General features: G+C 49.1%; 11 protein-coding genes. 10 read left to right on the forward strand and 1 reads right to left on the reverse strand.

What is annotated here, in order from left to right:
* Positions 1 to 118 precede the first annotated feature (118 nt).
* The 5 genes from BM415_RS00250 (at position 119) to BM415_RS00270 (ending at position 9549) form a co-directional block, all read left to right on the forward strand.
* Positions 119 to 2413 carry a glycoside hydrolase family 3 N-terminal domain-containing protein gene (locus BM415_RS00250; RefSeq protein WP_091153346.1) on the forward strand — a complete coding sequence of 765 codons (2295 nt, stop codon included), beginning with the start codon at positions 119 to 121 and terminating at the stop codon, positions 2411 to 2413.
* A 5-nt stretch (positions 2414 to 2418) separates the two neighbouring features.
* The gene (locus BM415_RS00255) at positions 2419 to 5559 is read left to right on the forward strand and encodes an alpha-mannosidase (protein WP_091153349.1); all 3141 of its coding nucleotides are present in this window, start codon (positions 2419 to 2421) and stop codon (positions 5557 to 5559) included.
* 479 nt (positions 5560 to 6038) lie between these two features.
* Entirely contained in the window at positions 6039 to 6962 is a 924-nt protein-coding gene (locus tag BM415_RS00260; protein ID WP_091158940.1) for an ABC transporter permease, read from the forward strand.
* A gap of 16 nt (positions 6963 to 6978) precedes the next feature.
* Complete coding sequence (locus tag BM415_RS00265; RefSeq protein WP_091153351.1) at positions 6979 to 7887, forward strand: carbohydrate ABC transporter permease; 909 nt, start codon at positions 6979 to 6981, stop codon at positions 7885 to 7887.
* Positions 7888 to 7926: 39 nt separating this feature from the next.
* The gene (locus tag BM415_RS00270) at positions 7927 to 9549 is read left to right on the forward strand and encodes an extracellular solute-binding protein (protein ID WP_091153354.1); all 1623 of its coding nucleotides are present in this window, start codon (positions 7927 to 7929) and stop codon (positions 9547 to 9549) included.
* Between the two features lie 90 nt (positions 9550 to 9639).
* Here BM415_RS00270 and BM415_RS00275 read toward each other — a convergent pair whose 3' ends face one another.
* Complete coding sequence (locus BM415_RS00275; protein WP_244533239.1) at positions 9640 to 11919, reverse strand: helix-turn-helix domain-containing protein; 2280 nt, start codon at positions 11917 to 11919, stop codon at positions 9640 to 9642.
* A gap of 134 nt (positions 11920 to 12053) precedes the next feature.
* Between BM415_RS00275 and BM415_RS00280 the strand changes: the two genes are divergently transcribed.
* From BM415_RS00280 to BM415_RS00300, 5 genes are all read left to right on the forward strand, one after another.
* Positions 12054 to 13445, forward strand: coding sequence for an alpha-L-fucosidase (locus tag BM415_RS00280; protein ID WP_091153358.1), 1392 nt, complete (start codon positions 12054 to 12056; stop codon positions 13443 to 13445).
* A gap of 22 nt (positions 13446 to 13467) precedes the next feature.
* Positions 13468 to 14754 carry an alpha-L-fucosidase gene (locus BM415_RS00285; RefSeq protein WP_244533100.1) on the forward strand — a complete coding sequence of 429 codons (1287 nt, stop codon included), beginning with the start codon at positions 13468 to 13470 and terminating at the stop codon, positions 14752 to 14754.
* Between the two features lie 71 nt (positions 14755 to 14825).
* Positions 14826 to 16163, forward strand: coding sequence for a glycoside hydrolase family 125 protein (locus BM415_RS00290; RefSeq protein ID WP_091153364.1), 1338 nt, complete (start codon positions 14826 to 14828; stop codon positions 16161 to 16163).
* Positions 16160 to 17185, forward strand: a complete 1026-nt coding sequence (locus BM415_RS00295; protein WP_091153366.1) for a carbohydrate-binding family 9-like protein — start codon at positions 16160 to 16162, stop codon at positions 17183 to 17185. Before BM415_RS00290 ends, BM415_RS00295 begins: the two co-directional genes overlap by 4 nt.
* Before the next feature lie 7 nt (positions 17186 to 17192).
* Positions 17193 to 19838 (forward strand): transglutaminase-like domain-containing protein, encoded by a 2646-nt coding sequence (locus BM415_RS00300; RefSeq protein ID WP_091153368.1) that lies wholly within the window; start codon positions 17193 to 17195, stop codon positions 19836 to 19838.
* The last annotated feature ends 4 nt before the right edge of the window (positions 19839 to 19842 follow it).

Below are 19842 nucleotides of genomic sequence, written 5' to 3' on the forward strand. Positions count from 1 at the left end.
ACAGTCTTATCAAAGCTGATATGGTGTTCGCAAGGGTAGACTCAAGGGTCACTCTTTGCAGAGAATACTCTTGATGTGAGTACTGATTCGACAGACAAAGAGGAGATGAGCTTTCAAGATGATCTATAAAGATGCAGCAAGCTCGGTGGCGGAACGAACGGAGGATCTGCTGAAGCAAATGACAACAGAAGAGAAGATCGGTCAGCTGGTGCAGCCATTCGGCTGGAAAGTATACGAAAACGTTGAGGGTCGAATTACTTTAACAGAGGAATTTCGGAAACAGGTGCAAAAAGGCGGCATTGGCTCGCTCTATGGTGTTCTCAGGGCAGACCCATGGACAGAGGTGACGATAGAGAACGGTTTGTCACCCGAGCAAGGGGCAGAAGCTGTGAATGAAATTCAGCGTTATGCAATCCAGCACTCGCGGCTCGGAATTCCGATCTTGTTCGGAGAGGAATGCTCGCATGGTCATATGGCCATCGGTGCAACCGTATTTCCTGTGCCCTTGTTAATTGGCAGCACGTGGAATACGGAGCTGTACAGCGAAATGTGCCGTGCTGTTGCCCTGGAGACGAGAAGTCAGGGTGGGGCGGTGACGTATTCGCCTGTGCTTGATGTGGTGCGTGACCCGAGATGGGGAAGAACAGAAGAATGCTTCGGTGAGGACCCTTATCTGATTGGTGAGTTTGCAGTTGCCTCGGTTAAAGGACTACAAGGCAATTCACTCGATCAACAGACATCTGTTGCTGCAACGCTGAAGCATTTTGCTGGATACGGCAGCTCGGAAGGCGGAAGAAATGCGGGTCCTGTTCATATGGGAATGCGCGAGCTGCGAGAGGTGGATCTGTATCCATTTCGCCGGGCAGTTGAAGCGGGAGCCGCTTCGATTATGCCAGCTTACAATGAAATTGATGGTACGCCCTGCACGTCAAATCAAGTACTGCTTAAGGACATCCTCCGTAAGGAGTGGGGCTTCGACGGTATGGTCATCACCGACTGCGGTGCAATAAATATGCTGGCCTGGGGCCATGATACCGCGGAGAATGGTCTGTCTGCAGCAGTCCAAGCAATCACAGCCGGTATTGATATGGAAATGTCCGGCGAGATGTTTGCTAAGTATCTGGGAGAAGCCGTAGAGACAGGCAGGTTGGACATAGAGGTACTGGATCAGGCGGTAGGGCGGGTGCTGACGCTGAAATTCAGGCTTGGTCTGTTCGATCAGCCCTATGTTGATCCCAAGAGGGCTGGAGAAGTCATTGGCAGGTCATCGCATAAACAGCTGGCAAGACAAGTGGCAGCGGAAGGGATCGTTATGCTCAAAAATAAAGATCGCGCCCTTCCGTTATCGGGGACGGACGCTGTAATTGCAGTTATCGGTCCCAATGCGGATCAAGGCTATAACCAGTTGGGCGATTATACGTCTCCTCAGCCGGATGGTGCTGTGACCACAGTGCTGAACGGGATCAAGGCCAAGCTCGCTGAGAATCCCGAGCGAGTCTTGTATGCGCCTGGCTGCCGAATTCAGGGGGATAGCCATGAAGGCTTTGAGGCTGCTCTTCACTGTGCAGCCCAGGCCGATACGGTCGTGCTTGTACTGGGCGGCTCAAGTGCGCGGGATTTTGGGGAAGGGACGATTGATCTTCGAACCGGTGCTTCTGTCGTCACAGATGCATGGAATGACATGGACTGTGGAGAAGGAATTGACCGGATGACCTTGACCTTATCAGGTGTACAGCTGCAGCTGGCTCAGGAAATTCATAAGCTTGGCAAGAAGCTGATCGTTGTATATATTAATGGCCGGCCGATAACAGAGCCCTGGCTGGATGCCCATGCGGATGCCATTCTCGAAGCCTGGTACCCCGGACAGGAGGGAGGACATGCAGTAGCCGATGTGCTGTTTGGTGATGTTAATCCGTCAGGCCGGCTGACAATTTCGATTCCGAAGCACGTCGGTCAGCTGCCCGTACATTACCTTGGCAAGCGCTCGCGCGGCAGAAGATACTTGGAGGAGGACAGCAAGCCGATGTATCCATTTGGATACGGACTCAGCTACACCTCTTTTACATATAATGATCTCCGTTTGTCTGCCTCTGAAATGCATTTGGATGACACGGTCGAAGCCGAAGTGATGGTAAAGAATACAGGAGATTGCCGAGGGGCAGAAGTCGTTCAGCTGTATATTTCCGATGCAGCAAGTCTTTATACAAGACCGGCACTTGAGCTGAAGGGATTCAGCAAGGTCGAGCTGGAGCCGGGTGAGGAGAGACGCATCACGTTTACCGTTGGACGCCAAGAACTGGAGTATGTTGGAGCGGATTACAAGACGGTTCTTGAGCCTGGGCTTTTTCACATCAGGATTGGCAGACATGTAGATGACACGCTGAGCACTGAACTTACTGTACTGGAGGGTTAAGCGAAATGCAGCGAATTCATAGAATGATTCGGGAACTATCAGAGCGACAGTGGCTGGAGAGTACAGAGATTCACGATTGGAAAATGACGAGCACAACGTATTACATGCCTGGAGAATATGATGAGGAAACGTCCCTTCCAGAGGGGACTACACTTACCCAGTTTCCCGGCCAGCATGGAATCACCTATTTCTTCAGAAAAGAATTGGATTGGCCGGAGGCATGGGGAAAGGAAGGGATCGGCCTTGTGTTTAGCGCCGGGAGCGGGGAAGGACTGCTCAGAGTTAATGGGGTTTCTTATCAGGGCTTGGACCGGAACCATACCTATGTGACACTTGACCCGGCGTATGCCGAGAAGGATTCAAGGCTGGAATTAACCATTGAGCTCTATGACCCCATTCCTGAGCCGATTGACCCGCTAAACCATCAAGCGAACAGACCTGCGCCGATCTCTCGTATAACCAGCCTGTTAGTGAAGGTGAACCGTCCGGTACAGAGCTTAATGTATACACTTCGGACACTGCTAGGTACGGCGCAGCAGCTGGCCGAGAGTGATATGCGAAGCGTTAGACTGCATGAAGCGATGTTCCGGACGCTCGATGGATTTCTCGGAATGAGTGAGGCCGACATTCGTGAAGGTAGTCGTATATGTGAGCTGGAGGAACAACTAACTGCCCAGGTACAGCAGATCGGTGGAAGTACGGAAGGAATAGAGCATATGGTCGGTCAGTCACACATTGATATTGCCTGGTTGTGGCCGGTAAGGGAAACGGTACGCAAAACGAGCCGAACCTTCTCAACCGTAGATCGATTGATGGATGAGTATCCTGGGTACAAATTTGCACAGAGTCAGCCGATCCTGTATCAATTTCTGAAGGAGCATGACCCTGAGCTGTATGACCGAGTCAAACGGCGAATTCAAGAAGGCCGATGGGAGCTGGTCGGGGGGATGTGGGTGGAACCGGATTTGAACATTCCGTGCGGTGAGTCGCTGATGCGGCAAATGCTCTATGGACAGCGGTTCTATGAGCAAGAGTTCGGACGTACTTCTGAGATCGAATGGCTCCCTGATACTTTTGGTTATTGTGCTTCCTTACCCCAGATTCTGAAGCATGGCGGTATTCGTTATTTCATGACGACCAAGCTGAACTGGAATGATACCAATGTATTTCCTTTCGATCTATTTCAATGGGTAGGTATTGATGGTACACCGATGCTCTCTTATCTCAATCATGGATTGAATGAAGATACATCGCCGAAGGATATACAAGAGCACTGGCAATCTTATCGGCAGCGCGCTGTTCATCCACAGCAGATGCTGCTGTATGGACATGGAGACGGCGGAGGCGGTGTAACCCGGGAGATGCTGGAATACATGGACCGCAGTGAGCTGCTGGTTGGCCAGCCGGAGGTTCGATACAGTACAGCTTCAGAGTTCTTCAAGACGACGGAAGAGGTAAGGCACCGGCTTCCCAAATGGCATGGAGATCTCTATCTGGAGCTGCACCGCGGTACCTATACGACACATGCCAGGAATAAAAGGGCTAACCGAAAGGCCGAAGTTCTGTATAGAGAGGCGGAAGTATGGCACAGCCTGAATAAACTGGCAGGTGGAGAGCATAAGCACGGTAATATGGAATCCGCGAATTTGGAGCAAGGGTGGAAACTGATTCTGCTGAATCAGTTCCATGATATCATCCCTGGGTCCGCAATTACGGAAACGTATGATACCTCTTCTAAGGAGTACGAGCAGATCTTTAACATCGGCTCGGAAGTCTTAACGGAACGCTTGCAGCAAATCGCAGAGAACGTTTCACTTGTTGGAGATGGAATTCCTTATGTCGTATATAACAGCCTTGGATGGGCCAGAGATGCGATTGTGGATATCGAGGTAAATCCTGCAAACATAATTCCTTATGATGAGACAGGGCAGGCTCTACGATATGAACGGAATGAACAGCGGGATGAGCAAGGACAAGCAGTTTTTAGTCTGCATGTGCTTGTGAGAGATATTCCTGCCTTTGGTTATCGAACGATCTGGCTAAAAGAAATCGAAACGGTAAGCGATCGTACCCAGGATCATGAATCATCCCCAGCCGCAGCGTTCCCTGATCGCTGGGATACCACATATTATTCCGTGACCTTTGGAGCGAATGGAGAGATAACAAGTCTATGGGATAAGGAGGCTTCCCGTGAAATTGTAATGCCTGGAGAATCAATCAACCGATTCGAGCTGTTCCACGACCGGCCTACATACTGGGATGCTTGGGATATTGATCCTAGGTATGAACAGCAGAAGGCGGATGCTCCGATCCTTGTCCATCGACAGCTGCTCAGTCAAGGAGAGGTAAAGGACGTATTCCGGTTCATCTGGAAGCTGAGCAATTCAACAATTCGGCAGGACATTATTTTCTATCATCACGATCAGCGTATCGACTTTGAGACCCATGTGGAATGGAATGAAGCGCATAAGCTGCTCAAAGTTGCATTCCCTGTGCAGGTCGTAACGAACAAGGCGGTCTACGAAATTCCTTATGGCACAATTGAGCGTTCTGTTCACCGCAATACGAGCTGGGAACAAGCTCAGTTCGAGGTGTGCGGTCATCGCTTCACGGATCTATCAGAGCATGGATATGGCGTCAGTCTCCTGAACGACTGCAAATACGGCTATGACATCCAAGAGAGTACGATTCGTTTGTCTCTCCTGCGAGCACCGAAGTGGCCGGATATAACAGCAGATTTGGGTGAGCACCGCTTCACCTATTCACTCTACCCGCATCAAGGGAGCTGGCAAGGGGCTGGGACCATTCGCAAGGCAGCAGAGCTGAATACAGATATCCAGGTGAGCAAGGCAGCCCTCCATTCTTCTTCCGGTATCCTGCCACCAGTTAACTCGTTGCTTCCGTTTCAAAGTCAGCATGTCATCCTGGACACACTCAAACCGGCAGAAGACGGTACCGGCTGGATTGTCAGATTGTATGAATCTGCTGGAGGATGTGAGCAGGCAAGCCTTACCTGGCCCGGCAAGTTGAGCGAGGTTTTTGAATCCGATGCACTGGAAAAAGAAACGACGGTGCTGAGCCATCACGAGGGAACCATAGAACTCAACTTCCGGCCATATGAAATAAAGACGATAAAAATGAAGTAGTCTAGGATAGCATCTTCTGCCATGTTAAGTTACTTGCTGGTAGAGGGTGCTTTTTTTATGATTTCCGTAATTAACGTCATTTAATTTAACATCATAAAATCGCTTACAACCAAAAAGAGGTAAACCTAATGTAAATTTAGATCATCATAAACCTTCGTTTTAGATTGGTAATTTTCCGTTTTTCTATATGTAATCGCTTTCTTTTGTGCGAAAACAACATATTATTGAATTGTAATCTGTTGACAATAAGACGGAAAAACCTTGATATATCAACGTTTATAGGGTGTGCCAAAATGACATGTTTACGAAGTGAAGCCTCATCCACTATCGTTAACCTAAAGCTGCGCCAACAAAACTGACATAGCAGGATTTGTATTTTGTATTTGGAGGCTTGCTCCTGGCGCAAGACCAAGATGAGTAATGACAGAAGGAGGCGAACCTGAGTGCAGGAGATCAAGACGGTCAGAAGACAACAGACCATGTCGAGGCCGAAGAGCAGCAGAAAGCAATGGCAGAAAATCTGGAGAAACTGGGAACTGTATTTGTTTATTGCACCGGCATTTTTGTATTTTCTTATATTCCACTACGGACCCATGTATGGCATCCAGATTGCGTTCAAGAACTACAATCCGGTTCGCGGGATATTCGGCAGCCCATGGATCGGCTTCGATCACTTTGTTCGGTTCTTTGACTCTTATTATTTCTGGGATTTGATGTGGAACACGCTGACGATCAGTTTATATGAGCTGGCTGTTGGCTTTCCGATTCCGATTATTCTGGCGCTGGCGTTCAATGAACTGAAGCACAAGCGCTTCAAGAAGCTCGCCCAGACCGTCACTTATGCTCCTCATTTTATCTCCATGGTCGTAATGGTCGGGATGATCATTTCTTTCCTTTCACCTTCAACGGGGATTCTGATCCACTTTATTGAATGGCTTGGTTTCGATGCCCCAGCCTTTCTGACAAGCCCGGCCTGGTTTAAGACGGTGTATGTGCTGTCTGGAGTATGGCAGAGTGCCGGGTGGGGGACGATCATCTATCTGGCTGCGTTGTCAGCAGCAGATCCCGGTCTGCATGAGGCAGCCATTATTGATGGAGCGAACAGGCTGCAGCGAATACGGAACATTAACATTCCGGTGCTGGTGCCAACGATGACCATTCTGCTCATTCTGAACATGGGAAGTCTCCTCGGCGTCGGCTTTGAGAAAATTCTCTTGATGCAAAACCCGCTGAATATGGAATCTTCGGATGTCATTTCTACCTTTGTGTACCGTTCCGGTCTTGAGAATGCTCAGTATAGCTTCTCTACGGCTGTCGGGCTGTTCAATTCTGTAATCAATGCCATTCTGCTCATTGTAGTCAATCAGATCGCACGCAAGACAAGTGAGAATAGTCTGTGGTAGAGGAGGGAGCTGGACGATGCTAACCGGTATTAAAGAAACGAGACAAGACAAAATTTTTCTGACACTGAATTATCTCTATGTCACGATTGCATTCCTTGTTGTCGCTTATCCGCTGGTCTATATGATCAGTGCTTCAATCAGTAATCCAAAAGCCGTTGCTTCCGGAGCGATGTGGCTCTTTCCCAAAGATATTACGTTTGAGGGGTATCAGCGTGTGTTTCAGGATACACGCATCTGGTCAGGTTATGCGAACACCATTCTGTATACCGTGGTCGGTACCGCGGTGAACCTGATGGTTACCATTCCAGCAGCTTATGCGCTCAGCAGAAGAGATTTCGTAGGAAGAAACTTTTTTATGGGAATGTTTATGGTCACGATGTTCTTCGGAGGAGGGCTCGTACCAACCTATCTGCTGATTAAGGAGCTGGGCATGATCAACAGCATGTGGGCACTGATTCTGCCTTCCGCCGCATCGGTGTGGAACATTATTGTCTCCCGCACCTTCTTCCAGGGGACGATTCCGGGAGAGCTTCATGAAGCAGCACAAATCGACGGATGCTCGAATCTGAAGCTGTTTCTCAAGATTATATTGCCCCTCTCGATGCCGATTATTGCTGTCATGGCTCTCTTCTATGGGGTAGGACACTGGAACAGCTACTTCTCCGCCATGATCTATTTCAATGATTCGGATAAATATCCGCTGCAGCTTGTGTTAAGACAGATCCTCGTTCTGCAGGAAATGTCGGCCCAAGGCTCGGGCATGATGGACAGCACATCCGCAACAGCGCTCAATAACAAAGCGGAGGTAGCTGCACTGGTCCGATATGCAGTTATCATCGTCTCCACACTGCCGGTCATCATTATCTACCCATTCCTGCAACGCTATTTTGTACAGGGTGTTATGATTGGCTCCGTAAAGGGCTGATCGTTACCATATAAACCATCAGAAAAGGGAGTTGTTGTCATGAAGAGAGTTCGTAAGAAGTCAGCGGTTCTTCTCAGTTTGATCCTTTCCGCAAGCATGCTTGCCGCATGCGGAACCTCACCTTCTGAATCAGGCGAGACGGCGGAGCCCCGTACCCCGGAGGAAACGGGTGTCAAGAAAGAGGGCTTTCCGATTGTGGACGAGCCGATCACGATGACCATGATGTCCCAGGATGCTGGTGTAGCAGACTGGAGCAATATGCCGGTCCTGCAGGAAGCAGAGAAGCTCACGAATATCAAGTTCGAATATCAGCTTACACCGATTGACAGCTTCGCAACGAAGAAGAACCTTGTGTTTGCAAGTGGCGATCTGCCAGACGTTCTATACGCAGCCGATCTTACACCCGCAGAGCAAGTGACTTACGGGACTCAGGGTTCTCTTATTCCGCTTGAGCCTTACATTGATGGAGGTTATGCGCCGAATATTAAGAAATTGTTTGATGAGAATCCCGACATTCGCAAATCCTTCACAACACCTGATGGACATATATACTCCCTCCCATTCATCGACAGTGCTGCTGTCTGGTATCGCAGCCCCATGTGGTATAACGGCAAAATGCTGGAAGCGCTAGGTGTAGACGAGCTTCCAAGAACAACGGACGAGCTGTATGAATTTCTTAAAAGAGTGAAGACAGAAGATCCGAACGGCAACGGTCAGGCTGACGAAATTCCGCTGACGTCTGTCAAGCTGGACGATCTGCGGATGTATTTCCTTGGCTTCTGGGGCATTTATGATCCGGTCGTCTATGTGGATAAGCAGGATCAGGTTTTTTACAGTCCGATGCAGGAAGGCTACAAGGGTTATTTGGAATTCATGAACCGTCTATGGGAAGAGGAGCTGCTGGATCATGAGACCTTCTCCCAGACGCCTGAGCAGAAAAAAGCTAAGGGAGAAAATAATCAGATCGCTGTCTTTAATGATTACTACTCCTACTTTACACTCGGCGGAGATCCGAATGACGCTATGAATAATCCACTGATGACTCCGGTAGCGAGCGAGATCGAGGGATCTCCAGTCTATGGAATGCATCCGGGACTCTCGGCTAACGGAACCTTTGCGATTACCAGTGTGAATGAACATCCGGAAGCGACGATGCGCTGGATCGACTATCTATATACGATTGAAGGACAAACCTTATTTAACCAAGGCCCTGAAGGCACTTTGTGGCAGTACACAAATAAAGATACGTATGAAAAAGAATGGCTTCCCGTTCCAGGCGGTGGAGATCGTGAGGAGTACAGAGGTACGATTACACCAAACTTTGGCATGCTGACCCCAGGATATAACACACCTGAGCTGACAAATGGGCTTAGAACAGAGTTTGATGATTGGATTGCCAAGGAAAATGAGGAAAAGCTCGTACCGATTGGTAAAGCGCCTTTCCCGAATGCTTACTTGAATAATGAGCAGCAGGATGAGGCCTCAGCACTTCTCTCAGACCTCAACACATATGTAACACAGATGGAAGCAAAGTTTGTAACTGGCGAAGAGCCCCTGTCCAATTGGGACAGCTACGTTGAGCAAGTGAAGAAGATGGGTGGAGACCGTATCCAGGAAATTTATCAGGAAGTTTACGATACATGGAATGCTGCAGGTTTATAAAACAGATTAACTTGATCTTATGAAATGAAAGAAGCAAGCCAACATCCTCTCCGGAGTCGATGGATTACGGATGTTGGCTTTCTCTGCACACTAGCTGGCAGAGCCGTTCTCATCATTGGCGGTGGTGCGGTGCTGCTTGCGATATTGTCCTGGTGTAAGACCGGTCTCCTTCTTGAATTTACGAATAAAGTTGGGTGTATCCAGATAGCCGACCTCCTGAATAAGATCTTTCAGCGGTGTATCGGTTGTCTTCAGCTGGTAGATCATTCGATCGAGCCGTTTCTGCCAGATGTACTGAACGAAATTTATTCCCGTCTTGTCCTTGAAGGATCGGCTGACATGGGACGGTGAAATTTCAAATTCACAGGAAATGGTATCAAGGCTCAGGCTGTGATCTGTAAAGTGTGTATCAATATATTCAATGATCCGGTCGATCAAGGACTGTTCTTCCTGCTTGGAATCCTGCTCAACCTCGGTACATACCTGGGAGGCAAGGGAGAGCAGGACGGATTCCAGCTCCTTAAGTGAGCTGGTGAATACCATGCCTGGAGCAATTCTTTGCAGCATATGATGTTCGCCCAGTTCAGTAGCGGTCTTCAATATCGTGTTGAGCAGATCAAAGCTAATGCAGCGAACAAGGAGAGCCGGCAGCTTGGAAGCCTGCAGACTGTCTACAGACGAGCGAATCATCTGGGAGGCGATGTCATAGTTGCCCTGCTTCAGACTTTGCGTAAGCTTTAGCTGAACATGATTCGGTATCCAGAAGGAGTGGCTCGGTGTCTTGGACAAATCTGCAAACAGCGCTACGGACCCGAATTCCCCTGGAACGAGCAGATCGAAGGCCGAGCAAGCCTCGATATAAGATTGATTCAGCTCGTGAAGGTGATGGTAACAGCTTCCTGTCCCAATCATCGGTGTAATGGCAAATGTATTCATCAGCATGCTGCGGATCTGCTCTGTAATCTGCTTCATTTGGGCCAGTTCATCAAGCTCTTCGGCTTCATCAAAATTGATAATGATCGCGAATTGATCCAGCTGTGTCAGTTCTACCCCATACCCGGTTGCCTGCAGCTCGGGCAGCTCAAAGCGAGCAAGCCGATTAATAATTTGACTGCGATTATCCATATTTGAGGGCTTTGCTTCGTTCCAGCCGATAACCATCACGAACAGATTGTTCCTGCTTAGATTAAGATCAAACAGCTGTGCGAGCTCAGGTGAGTGATGATCGGTGTCTCCAACCTTAATGAGTGTGGACAGATAGTGATTGCGGGCAAAAGGCTCCTGTATATCCATGCGGGAGCTGTAATCCTGCAGAGCAGAGCGTATCCGTTCCAGCTCGTTTCGGTAACTGTGCTTTCCATTGATTTGTGTCTCAGGGAAGCGCGAGGATGCGAATTCGACTAGCGATGAGATAGGACGATACTGCATTCGTGCAAGAACAAGTGCGATGACGGCTCCAATAAGCAGTACGAGTGCAATGATCATAATCATAACGCTGCGGACATCTATCACACTGCTGAAGAACTGTGAGCTTGGCATTACCGTCATATACGTCCATCCATTGGATTCGGATTGAACCGATACAATAGAATGCTCTTTACCATCCAGTGTTCGTTCATGGATACCTGGAGCAGTCTCTGCAAACAGGGTTTGTGAGGCTTCTTCGCTCAGTGTATCCCCTTGACGATTCGCAGCAAGCACTTGACCTTCTGCATCAAGAACGAAGGTGAGACCCTGGTAGCTTCCAAGGATCGAATCAATCAGATTGGTTATCTCTGTTTCCTTAATGAAATACATGACGGTGGCATGAGGATTAAGACTGTTTGGTGTAATCGGAATGAGAAAGGCCAGCTTACGGTCCTGCACTCCTCCGATCTTGGTGACCAAGTCAGCAGGTCTTACAGTAGGATGCTTCACTTCATTCAGATCACGATAGAAGGACTGCTTGTCCCAGCTCGCAAAGCTGAAATTGTCTGCAAATACTTCAAAGTCGGTTAAGCCTTTGCTGGAGTAAATACGTTTATCGTTGTGGAAGTAGAGATGAATTTCATCAATCATGGAGCTGGTCGCCTTGTACTGATCCAGAGCACGAATCGCTTCCGGGCTGGTGCGTGTATTGTTCACACGATAGGACGAGAGCCGATCATCATAAGAAATCCGTGAAGCTATTTCACTGAGCTCTTTCATACGGCCATCAATCGTTACTTTCGTTTGAGAGAGTTGGGCTAGACGTGAGCTTTCAATTTCAGTACGGAGGGTTGCTACAGCATTTTCATAAATAAACACAGTCATGAGTACGAGAGGGATAAGCAGAATGAACAGATAGGACAGGATGTACTTCAGGAACAGCTTGGATTTGAAATAGTCCATTCTCAAGATGAAATGCCGCCTCCTTTTCCTATGAATTGGTCATTTCTTATACATGATAGCAATAAACAAAAGATTTGGACATACAAATCTCGTCAAATGCAGATTTTTCTCTAATCTCAGTAGGAGGGTACACGATGAGTCAAGATCAGACCCAGACAGAAGCTTCACCTGCCGTAGAGCAGGGAGTTCATAATTACAGCAGCGAGGATAAGTGGGTCAAGCCCGAAGATCCGTTATTGCTGGAACGCTTGGAATGGTTTAAGGATCAGAAGCTCGGACTAATGATGCATTGGGGTCCTTATTCCCAGATTGGCATCGTAGAGTCCTGGGCGCTTAGTGATGAAGATGCGGTGTGGTCCCGTGCCGATATTGAGTGGGATATTGACGGTGAAGAGATGAAGCGGGAGTATTTTGAACTGAATAAGACCTTTAACCCCATTCGTTTTGAACCAGAGAAATGGGCAGAGCTTGCCGCAAATAACGGATTTAAATATTTGAACTTTACGACGAAGCATCATGACGGGTTCTGTATGTGGAATACCCGTACCACAGAATATCGGATTACCGGAAGAGAATGTCCCTTCTCGAGGCATAGGTATGCAGATATTACGAAGCATCTATTCGAGGCATTTCGTGCTCAAGGACTCGGAATCTCGGCTTATTTCTCCAAGGCAGACTGGCATTCTCCCTATTATTGGGCTGAAGGTATGGAGAGAGGGATGAAGACATCACGCGGTCCGAGCTATGACCCTAGGGAGTACCCTTGGCTGTGGGAGGAATTCGTACAGTTCACCCATGAGCAGATTATGGAGCTGATGACAGACTACGGACGGATCGATGTTCTATGGCTGGATGCCGGGTGGGTTAACGATTATAGGGTCCAGAATATTCGTCTCGGCGAAGTGGTGGAGAAGGCTCGTCAATTGCAGCCTTGGCTTCTGTCTGCAGATCGAACAGTGGGAGGACCCTACGAGAACCTGATTACCCCGGAGCAGACGATGCCGGAACGGGCCCTTCATGTGCCGTGGGAGAGCTGTATTACGATGGGCACCTCGTTTTCTTTTCGCTACGAGGATGACTACAAGACCGTACGGCAGCTCATTCATATGCTGATCGAAATCGTCGCAAAAGGAGGCAACCTGGCTCTTAACGTCGGACCTCAGCCAGATGGCCGATTGTCCAGAACAGCCATTGCCCGGATTGAGGGTATGGGGGCATGGCTGAAGGCTTACGGAGAATCCATATACGGAACACGGATATGTGAACCCTATTCGGCAGGTAACGTCCATTTCACACAAAAGAATGAACAGATTTATGCTTTTTATCTCTATGCTGATAAGAAACAGGAAGTGAAGCGCACGATGATGCTTCCGCTGATTCATCACGAGGATATTTCCCGGATTGACCTAGTCGATGGAGCTGAGGATCTCCATTTCACGAAGACAGGGGAAGGGATTGAAGTTGAAATGCCGGAAGGTGAGCTGACCGGTGTTGCACCGATTGCTCATGTGTTCAGAATCTCATAGATGGAAAGGTGCAGATATCCGTATGCAGAAGTGGTTTGAGGATGCGAAGCTGGGAATCTTTATTCACTATGGAATTTATGCAGTAGATGGAGTTGCGGAATCATGGTCCTTTTATAACGGACGGATGACTTACGACGAGTACATGAATCAGCTGAACGGATTTACAGCCTCTCAATTTGATGCCGAGGCTTGGGCTGACCTCATTGAGCAATCTGGAGCGAAGTATGCGGTGCTCACGACCAAGCATCATGATGGAGTAGCCCTGTGGGACACGCAGTACAGTGACCTCAATACGGTGAAGAGAACGCCGGCGCGTCGCGACATTGTGCGGGAATATGCTGATGCGATCACGGCTAAAGGATTAAGACTTGGACTTTATTATTCGCTGATTGACTGGTCTCACCCTGATTATCCAAGTGTGTATGAAGGAGGCAAGGTTCCTGAGGACGCGGCTTCTGTCAACAATTATTCTTATCCGGCAAACGGAATTCAGGATGAGGAGAAGTGGACCCGATTTCTTGCATTCAACAATCATCAACTGGAAGAGCTGCTAACCGGATACGGCAAGGTAGACCTGCTGTGGTTTGACGGGGATTGGGAACGGAGCGCGGAGCAGTGGAATCTGCCTGCATTTAAGCAATACCTGCAATCCCTGCAGCCAGAGGTCATCATTAATTCACGTCTTGCGGGACATGGAGATTATAAGACTCCTGAGCAAGGGCTGCCGATTACTCGTCCGGAAGGAGCGTGGGAATTCTGTACAACGATCAATTCTTCCTGGGGTTATGTGCCGACGGATCAGCATTACAAATCACTGCATCAGATTGTCCGTATGTTCTGCGACTGTATCTCGATGGGCGGTAATATGCTGCTCGATATTGGACCGAGAGAAGACGGTACCATTGACGACAGACAGGAAGCTATTTTACTCGGGCTGGGAAAATGGATCAGAGCTCACGAGGAAGCGGTATATGGAACAAGAGACGGGATTATGACCCGCTACTACGGGGAAGGGAGTGCTCTCTCTGCCGATCGAAAGTCACTTTACTTATTTGTGCATGGAGACCCGAAGGAGAGCATTTGTCTCAAGGGACTGTTGAGTAAAATCAAGAAGGCATCTGTACTCCATTCAGGCAAGGAGCTGACACACGAAATTCATGGCGGGGTTCCGTGGTTTCAGATTCCAGGTACAACCTGGATTCATCTGACTCATGAGGATACTCATGAGCTGACTACCGTCGTGAAGCTGGAGTTCGATGAAGAAGTCGAAATGTATGGCGGCTCTGGTGCGGTGGTCACTCACAATTAATTAGGTTAACGGTGCTGAGGCCAGGTTTAAGACACCTCATTATTCTGTTGAGAAAGGAGCTTTATTCTTTAATGGATTCTTTTCAACTCCCCAGCATAGACATTCCGAAATTCCCGCTGCCTGAAGCTATTCAGCAGGTATTGGATAAGGCAGAGCAGGCGCTCTCCCATAGGCCAAAGCTCTCCAAGCTGTTTCGAAACTGTTTCCCGAATACATTGGAGACAACGGTCAAGCTGCTAGATGACGGGACGACGTTTGTTATAACGGGAGACATCCCGGCGTCGTGGCTTCGGGACTCGGTCGAACAGGTCATTCATTATGTACCCTTCGCGAAGGAGGATGCGGATCTTCGAAGAATAATCAGTGGTCTCATTAAGAAGCATGTCGAGTATATTCATCTGGACCCTTATGCCAATGCATTTAATGAATCAGCAAGCGATTGGCACTGGAATACAGACGACGTAACCGAGATGTCCCCATGGGTGTGGGAACGCAAATTCGAGATTGATTCTCTCTGCTTCCCGATGCGTCTTGCATACCATTATTGGCAAGAAACAGGGGATACAGCAGTGTATAATGCCGAATTTAAGTCCGCAATGCGAATGATATATGAACTCTTCCGTACCGAGCAGCGTCACGAGGCGCGCTCCCCCTATCGATTTATGCGTCATAACGGGATACCGGAAGATACCCTCGTAAATGAGGGGCTCGGCACGCCGGTGAACTATACGGGGATGGTCTGGTCTGGATTCCGCTCAAGCGATGATGCATGCGATTTTCACTATAACATTCCCGGCAATATGTTTGCGGTTGTGGTGCTCCGCTATATGCAGGAATTTGCAGACCGGATTTACCGGGATGCTAGGTTTGTACAGGAGCTTAAACAGCTTGAAGCTGAAATCAGCCGCGGCATTTCTCTCTACGGTATTTACCGGCATCCAGAGTTTGGCCCGATCTATGCCTATGAGACAGACGGATACGGGAATTACTGTTTGATGGATGATGCGGGTACACCGGGGCTCTTATCTATCCCTTATCTTGGATATTGTACAGCAGACGATCCGGTATATCAGAATACACGGCGATTCGCCCTCTCCAAGGACAATCCGTTCTACTATGAAGGCAGCTGTGCCCGGGGAATTGGAAGCCCGCATACACCAGACCAATTTATTTGGCATATGGCGCTGTCTATGCAGGGGATAACCGCTCAATCTGCTGAAGAGAAGCTGACCCTTATTCAAATGCTTGAAGCAACGGACGCGGATACCGGCTATATGCACGAAGGCTTTCACGCCGATGATCCGCACAATTATACGAGATCCTGGTTCGCCTGGTCGAACAGCCTGTTCTCGCAATTCATCTATCAGGCTTGGCAGGATGGAATTCTGGATGAGGAGGGGACATCATGATGCTGAGCGGGGTGCCTGTCCCTCAGATCGAAGAGTATGAACCGAAGCATTATATTTGCCGGCGCGCAAATGGTGAGGCTGTACTTGACGGAAGACTCGACAAGCCATTCTGGAACAAGGCAGCATGGACCGATAAGTTTGTCGATATTGAAGGCGATATCCGTCCCCGGCCCGGTCAAGATACACGAGTGAAGATGCTGTGGGATGATGACTATTTTTATGTAGGGGCTGAGCTGTGGGAGAATCGTATTTGGGCTACGCTGACAGAACGTGACTCGGTCATTTTTTATGATAATGACTTTGAAATTTTTATTGATCCGGACGGAGACAGTCACGGGTACTACGAATTTGAGATCAATGCGCTGAATACGGTGTGGGATTTACTCCTCATCAAGCCTTACCGGGACGGCGGCCCTCCGCTGGACAGCTGGGATATGAAGGGACTGAGGACAGCGGTGCATATAGACGGCGAGCTCAACAATCCAGAGGCAGCGAACCGCAAATGGTCTGTTGAAGCAGCTATACCTTGGACCAGTCTGAAGGAATGTGCGAAAGAACACCGCGCTCCGCTTCCGGGTGAGTACTGGAGAGTGAATTTCTCAAGGGTGGAGTGGCAGACAGAGGTGGTAGGTGGGATTTATAGCAAAGTGATTAATCCTGATACGGGTAAGCCTTACCCCGAGGATAACTGGGTCTGGTCTCCGATGGGCCTGATCAACATGCATTATCCTGAGCTGTGGGGATATGTCGTATTCGCAGATGATGAAGGTCCGGGTCAATTCCGTATTTCTCAGGATGAACGAATAAAGTGGGAGCTTAGAAAACTGTACTACCTGCAGCGTAATTTCGCAGAACACAATGGAAGCTATACGGAGGACTTGACACGACTCGGCTGGTCTTCGGACCTGGAACTCGATCCCGAGGTTTATACAGCGAAGCATTTATTTCAAATTACTGCTGAAGCAGCAGACGGAAGCGGCACGTGGATCATCCGTGAGGATGGAAAACTGTGGAAGGAGTGAAATAGATATGAGTACACAAACCTCGGTGTTTTCACTAACCCGTGAAAGAATGAATGATATTGAGAATCAGCTTCGTATTAAGCAGCAGCTTGTCAGAGCCAGAGCAGATGAGATATTTGCTGTTTTTCAGGAGACGATGACCTTAGAAGAGGAATGGGCGCTGAAGTATGTGTATGCCTACAGCCCGCTGCAGGATCTGGCGGATGTTCCAAGCTCGGTGTTTTTAAGCCATGTGCGGTCCGCATTACGAATCCGGCAGGAAGTTCCGTGGGGTAAGCAGGTCCCGGATGAACTATTTCTGCATTTTGTGCTGCCGGCGAGGGTGAATACCGAGAATATCGAGGATTGCAGGGATATTTTCTATGCAGAGCTTGCTGACCGTACCCGCTCATTATCCATGGCAGACGCCATTCTGGAAACCAATTACTGGTGCTATGAGAAGGCAACTTATATCGGCAGTGATCTGAGAACCGCTTCACCGCTAACTATGATTCGAAGTGCCCGGGGGAGATGCGGTGAAGAATCTACGCTGGCAGTTACAGCACTGCGCAGTATCGGCATTCCTGCTCGTCAGGTATATACACCTCGATGGGCCCATTGCGATGATAATCATGCCTGGGTGGAAGCTTGGGCTGATGGTACCTGGTATTATATTGGTGCATGCGAACCGGAAGCACGCCTTAATCAAGGATGGTTTACACCGCCGGCACGACGCTCGATGCTGATGAACACAAGGGTGCTCGGCAGCTATCACGGTTCAGAGGACATTACGATAGCGAAGCAATGGTACACCGAGTTGAATCTCCTTACGAACTATGCTCCTGCGAAGGAGCTTACGGTTTCAGTCAAGGACCAGGACGGAATGCCGGTACAGGGAGCGATAGTACGTTTCGAATTATATAACATGGCGGAGTTCTATCCGATTGCAGAGCTTACGGCAGATGAGAGAGGAGAAGCCTTCTTTAAGACAGGCTATGGGGACCTGCTGATTCGTGCTGTATTCCAGGATCACTGGCAGGAGCGCAAAGTAAGAGTGGCCGAGATGGACAAAGTGGAGCTGATTCTGAATCTTTCCTCTCCACAGGTTCAAGAGAGCGGCGTTGTTGATCTTGATATGGTACCTCCTCCTGAGCTGGCAGGCGAGGTGCTTCCAGAGCTGACGGAACAGGCGGAATCCATGCATCAGGAGCGAATGAAGGAAGGGGCCGCTATTCGTGCAGCGTTTGAAGGCACTTTTGTCACTCAGTCTGAGAGCAGGCTTCTCTCTGAGGAGCTGGGTCTACCGGAGGGAAGAGTATGGGATGTCCTGCAGAAGGCACGCGGCAATGGTCATGAAATTGCAGAATTTCTCAAGGAAAGCGCTCCTGAGCATGGAGAATGGCCCCTCATTCTGCTGGAATCGCTCAACAGCAAGGATTTGATTGATACTTTCCGTCCTGTGCTGCACGAGCATCTGAGAAGTGCTCTTCCTCTTCGAGGTATGCTGCCTGACACCTTGTTCATTCCTTATGTCCTCTGTCCGCGGGTATCTTATGAGATGCTTGGTCTATACAGAGAGCAGTTCCAGGCTGCCTATAACCTGGAAGAGCAAGCCTCCTTCATAAAACGACCTGAGCTTCTGGCCGAACAGCTGAAAGAACAGTATATGTGCTCTGAAGATCTGCCGAATCTGAAAGGAAAAGGCACTGTCGCTGGAACTTACCGCTTGATGGCCGGAGATGAGGACTCCCTCGCTGTCCTGTTTGTTGCCCTATGCCGCAGCTTCGGAATTCCATCTCGTCTGCATCCGAATGAGCACAAACCACAGTATTGGCAAAAAGGGAGCTGGATCTATGCGGATCTAGGCAGTAATGATGAGGTGAGCGAGCGAATCGGATACCTGCATCTTGACTTGGGAGAGTCAGCAGAAGGTATACCGAGTGCTGCTTATTATGAGGATATTTCCATCGCCCGGCTTGTCCATGGGAAATATGTGACCCTGCACTTTCCGTTTGGATCGAAAGACTGGTTTGCAGAACCATTGGAGGTCGAATCGGGCTTCTACCGTATGGTTACGGGCGTACGTCTCAAAGACGGTACGGTGAGGGCAAGGTTTACTTACTTTGAGGTGGAGGAAGGCAAAGAAACCGAAGTGACAATCACCTTGCGCAGCAGCGAGGAAGAGATTCCCGTTATGGGGACAGTGAACGACAATTTAGCACTGGATCGGCAGTATGGCACCGCACCCGGTATGAACGATAAGCGACCTGGTACTGCCTGCGGCATTATTGCTGCCTGGATAGAACCAGAGAGAGAACCGACCATGCACTTATTTAAAGAGCTTGCTGACCTTAAGGAGGAACTGGCGGAGCGGAATGTTCCAATCTTATTGATTACAGGCTCTACAGGGAAGCAAATGACCTTGCGAGATGAACAGCTGGAGCAGCTTCCAAGGCAGGTTCATATAGCCGAGGGTGATCCTTCCTCATTGCCTGAGCTGTTTCGGAGTTCTTCCGCCCTAGAGTCTGGGTATCCTCATCTGGTCGTACTGGATGAAGCGAATCAGATTCGATACGCGTCGTCCGGTTACCGCATCGGAGCTGTAAGGGAAGCCATTCAGGTCAGTTCCCGGCTGAACCGACAGCTTCGCGAAGTGAAGCAGACTGGAGGATAAGACG

This window comes from Paenibacillus sp. 453mf (assembly GCF_900116105.1).
GTDB lineage: Bacteria > Bacillota > Bacilli > Paenibacillales > Paenibacillaceae > Paenibacillus > Paenibacillus provencensis.

What these genes read in the sequence shown, in the direction of transcription:
- BM415_RS00250 (WP_091153346.1), top strand. Translation starts at nt 119, where the DNA reads ATGATCTATAAAGATGCAGCAAGCTCGGTGGCGGAACGAACGGAGGAT.
- BM415_RS00255 (WP_091153349.1), top strand. Translation starts at nt 2,419, where the DNA reads ATGCAGCGAATTCATAGAATGATTCGGGAACTATCAGAGCGACAGTGG.
- BM415_RS00260 (WP_091158940.1), top strand. Translation starts at nt 6,039, where the DNA reads ATGTCGAGGCCGAAGAGCAGCAGAAAGCAATGGCAGAAAATCTGGAGA.
- BM415_RS00265 (WP_091153351.1), top strand. Translation starts at nt 6,979, where the DNA reads ATGCTAACCGGTATTAAAGAAACGAGACAAGACAAAATTTTTCTGACA.
- BM415_RS00270 (WP_091153354.1), top strand. Translation starts at nt 7,927, where the DNA reads ATGAAGAGAGTTCGTAAGAAGTCAGCGGTTCTTCTCAGTTTGATCCTT.
- BM415_RS00275 (WP_244533239.1), bottom strand. Translation starts at nt 11,919, where the DNA reads ATGGACTATTTCAAATCCAAGCTGTTCCTGAAGTACATCCTGTCCTAT.
- BM415_RS00280 (WP_091153358.1), top strand. Translation starts at nt 12,054, where the DNA reads ATGAGTCAAGATCAGACCCAGACAGAAGCTTCACCTGCCGTAGAGCAG.
- BM415_RS00285 (WP_244533100.1), top strand. Translation starts at nt 13,468, where the DNA reads ATGCAGAAGTGGTTTGAGGATGCGAAGCTGGGAATCTTTATTCACTAT.
- BM415_RS00290 (WP_091153364.1), top strand. Translation starts at nt 14,826, where the DNA reads ATGGATTCTTTTCAACTCCCCAGCATAGACATTCCGAAATTCCCGCTG.
- BM415_RS00295 (WP_091153366.1), top strand. Translation starts at nt 16,160, where the DNA reads ATGATGCTGAGCGGGGTGCCTGTCCCTCAGATCGAAGAGTATGAACCG.
- BM415_RS00300 (WP_091153368.1), top strand. Translation starts at nt 17,193, where the DNA reads ATGAGTACACAAACCTCGGTGTTTTCACTAACCCGTGAAAGAATGAAT.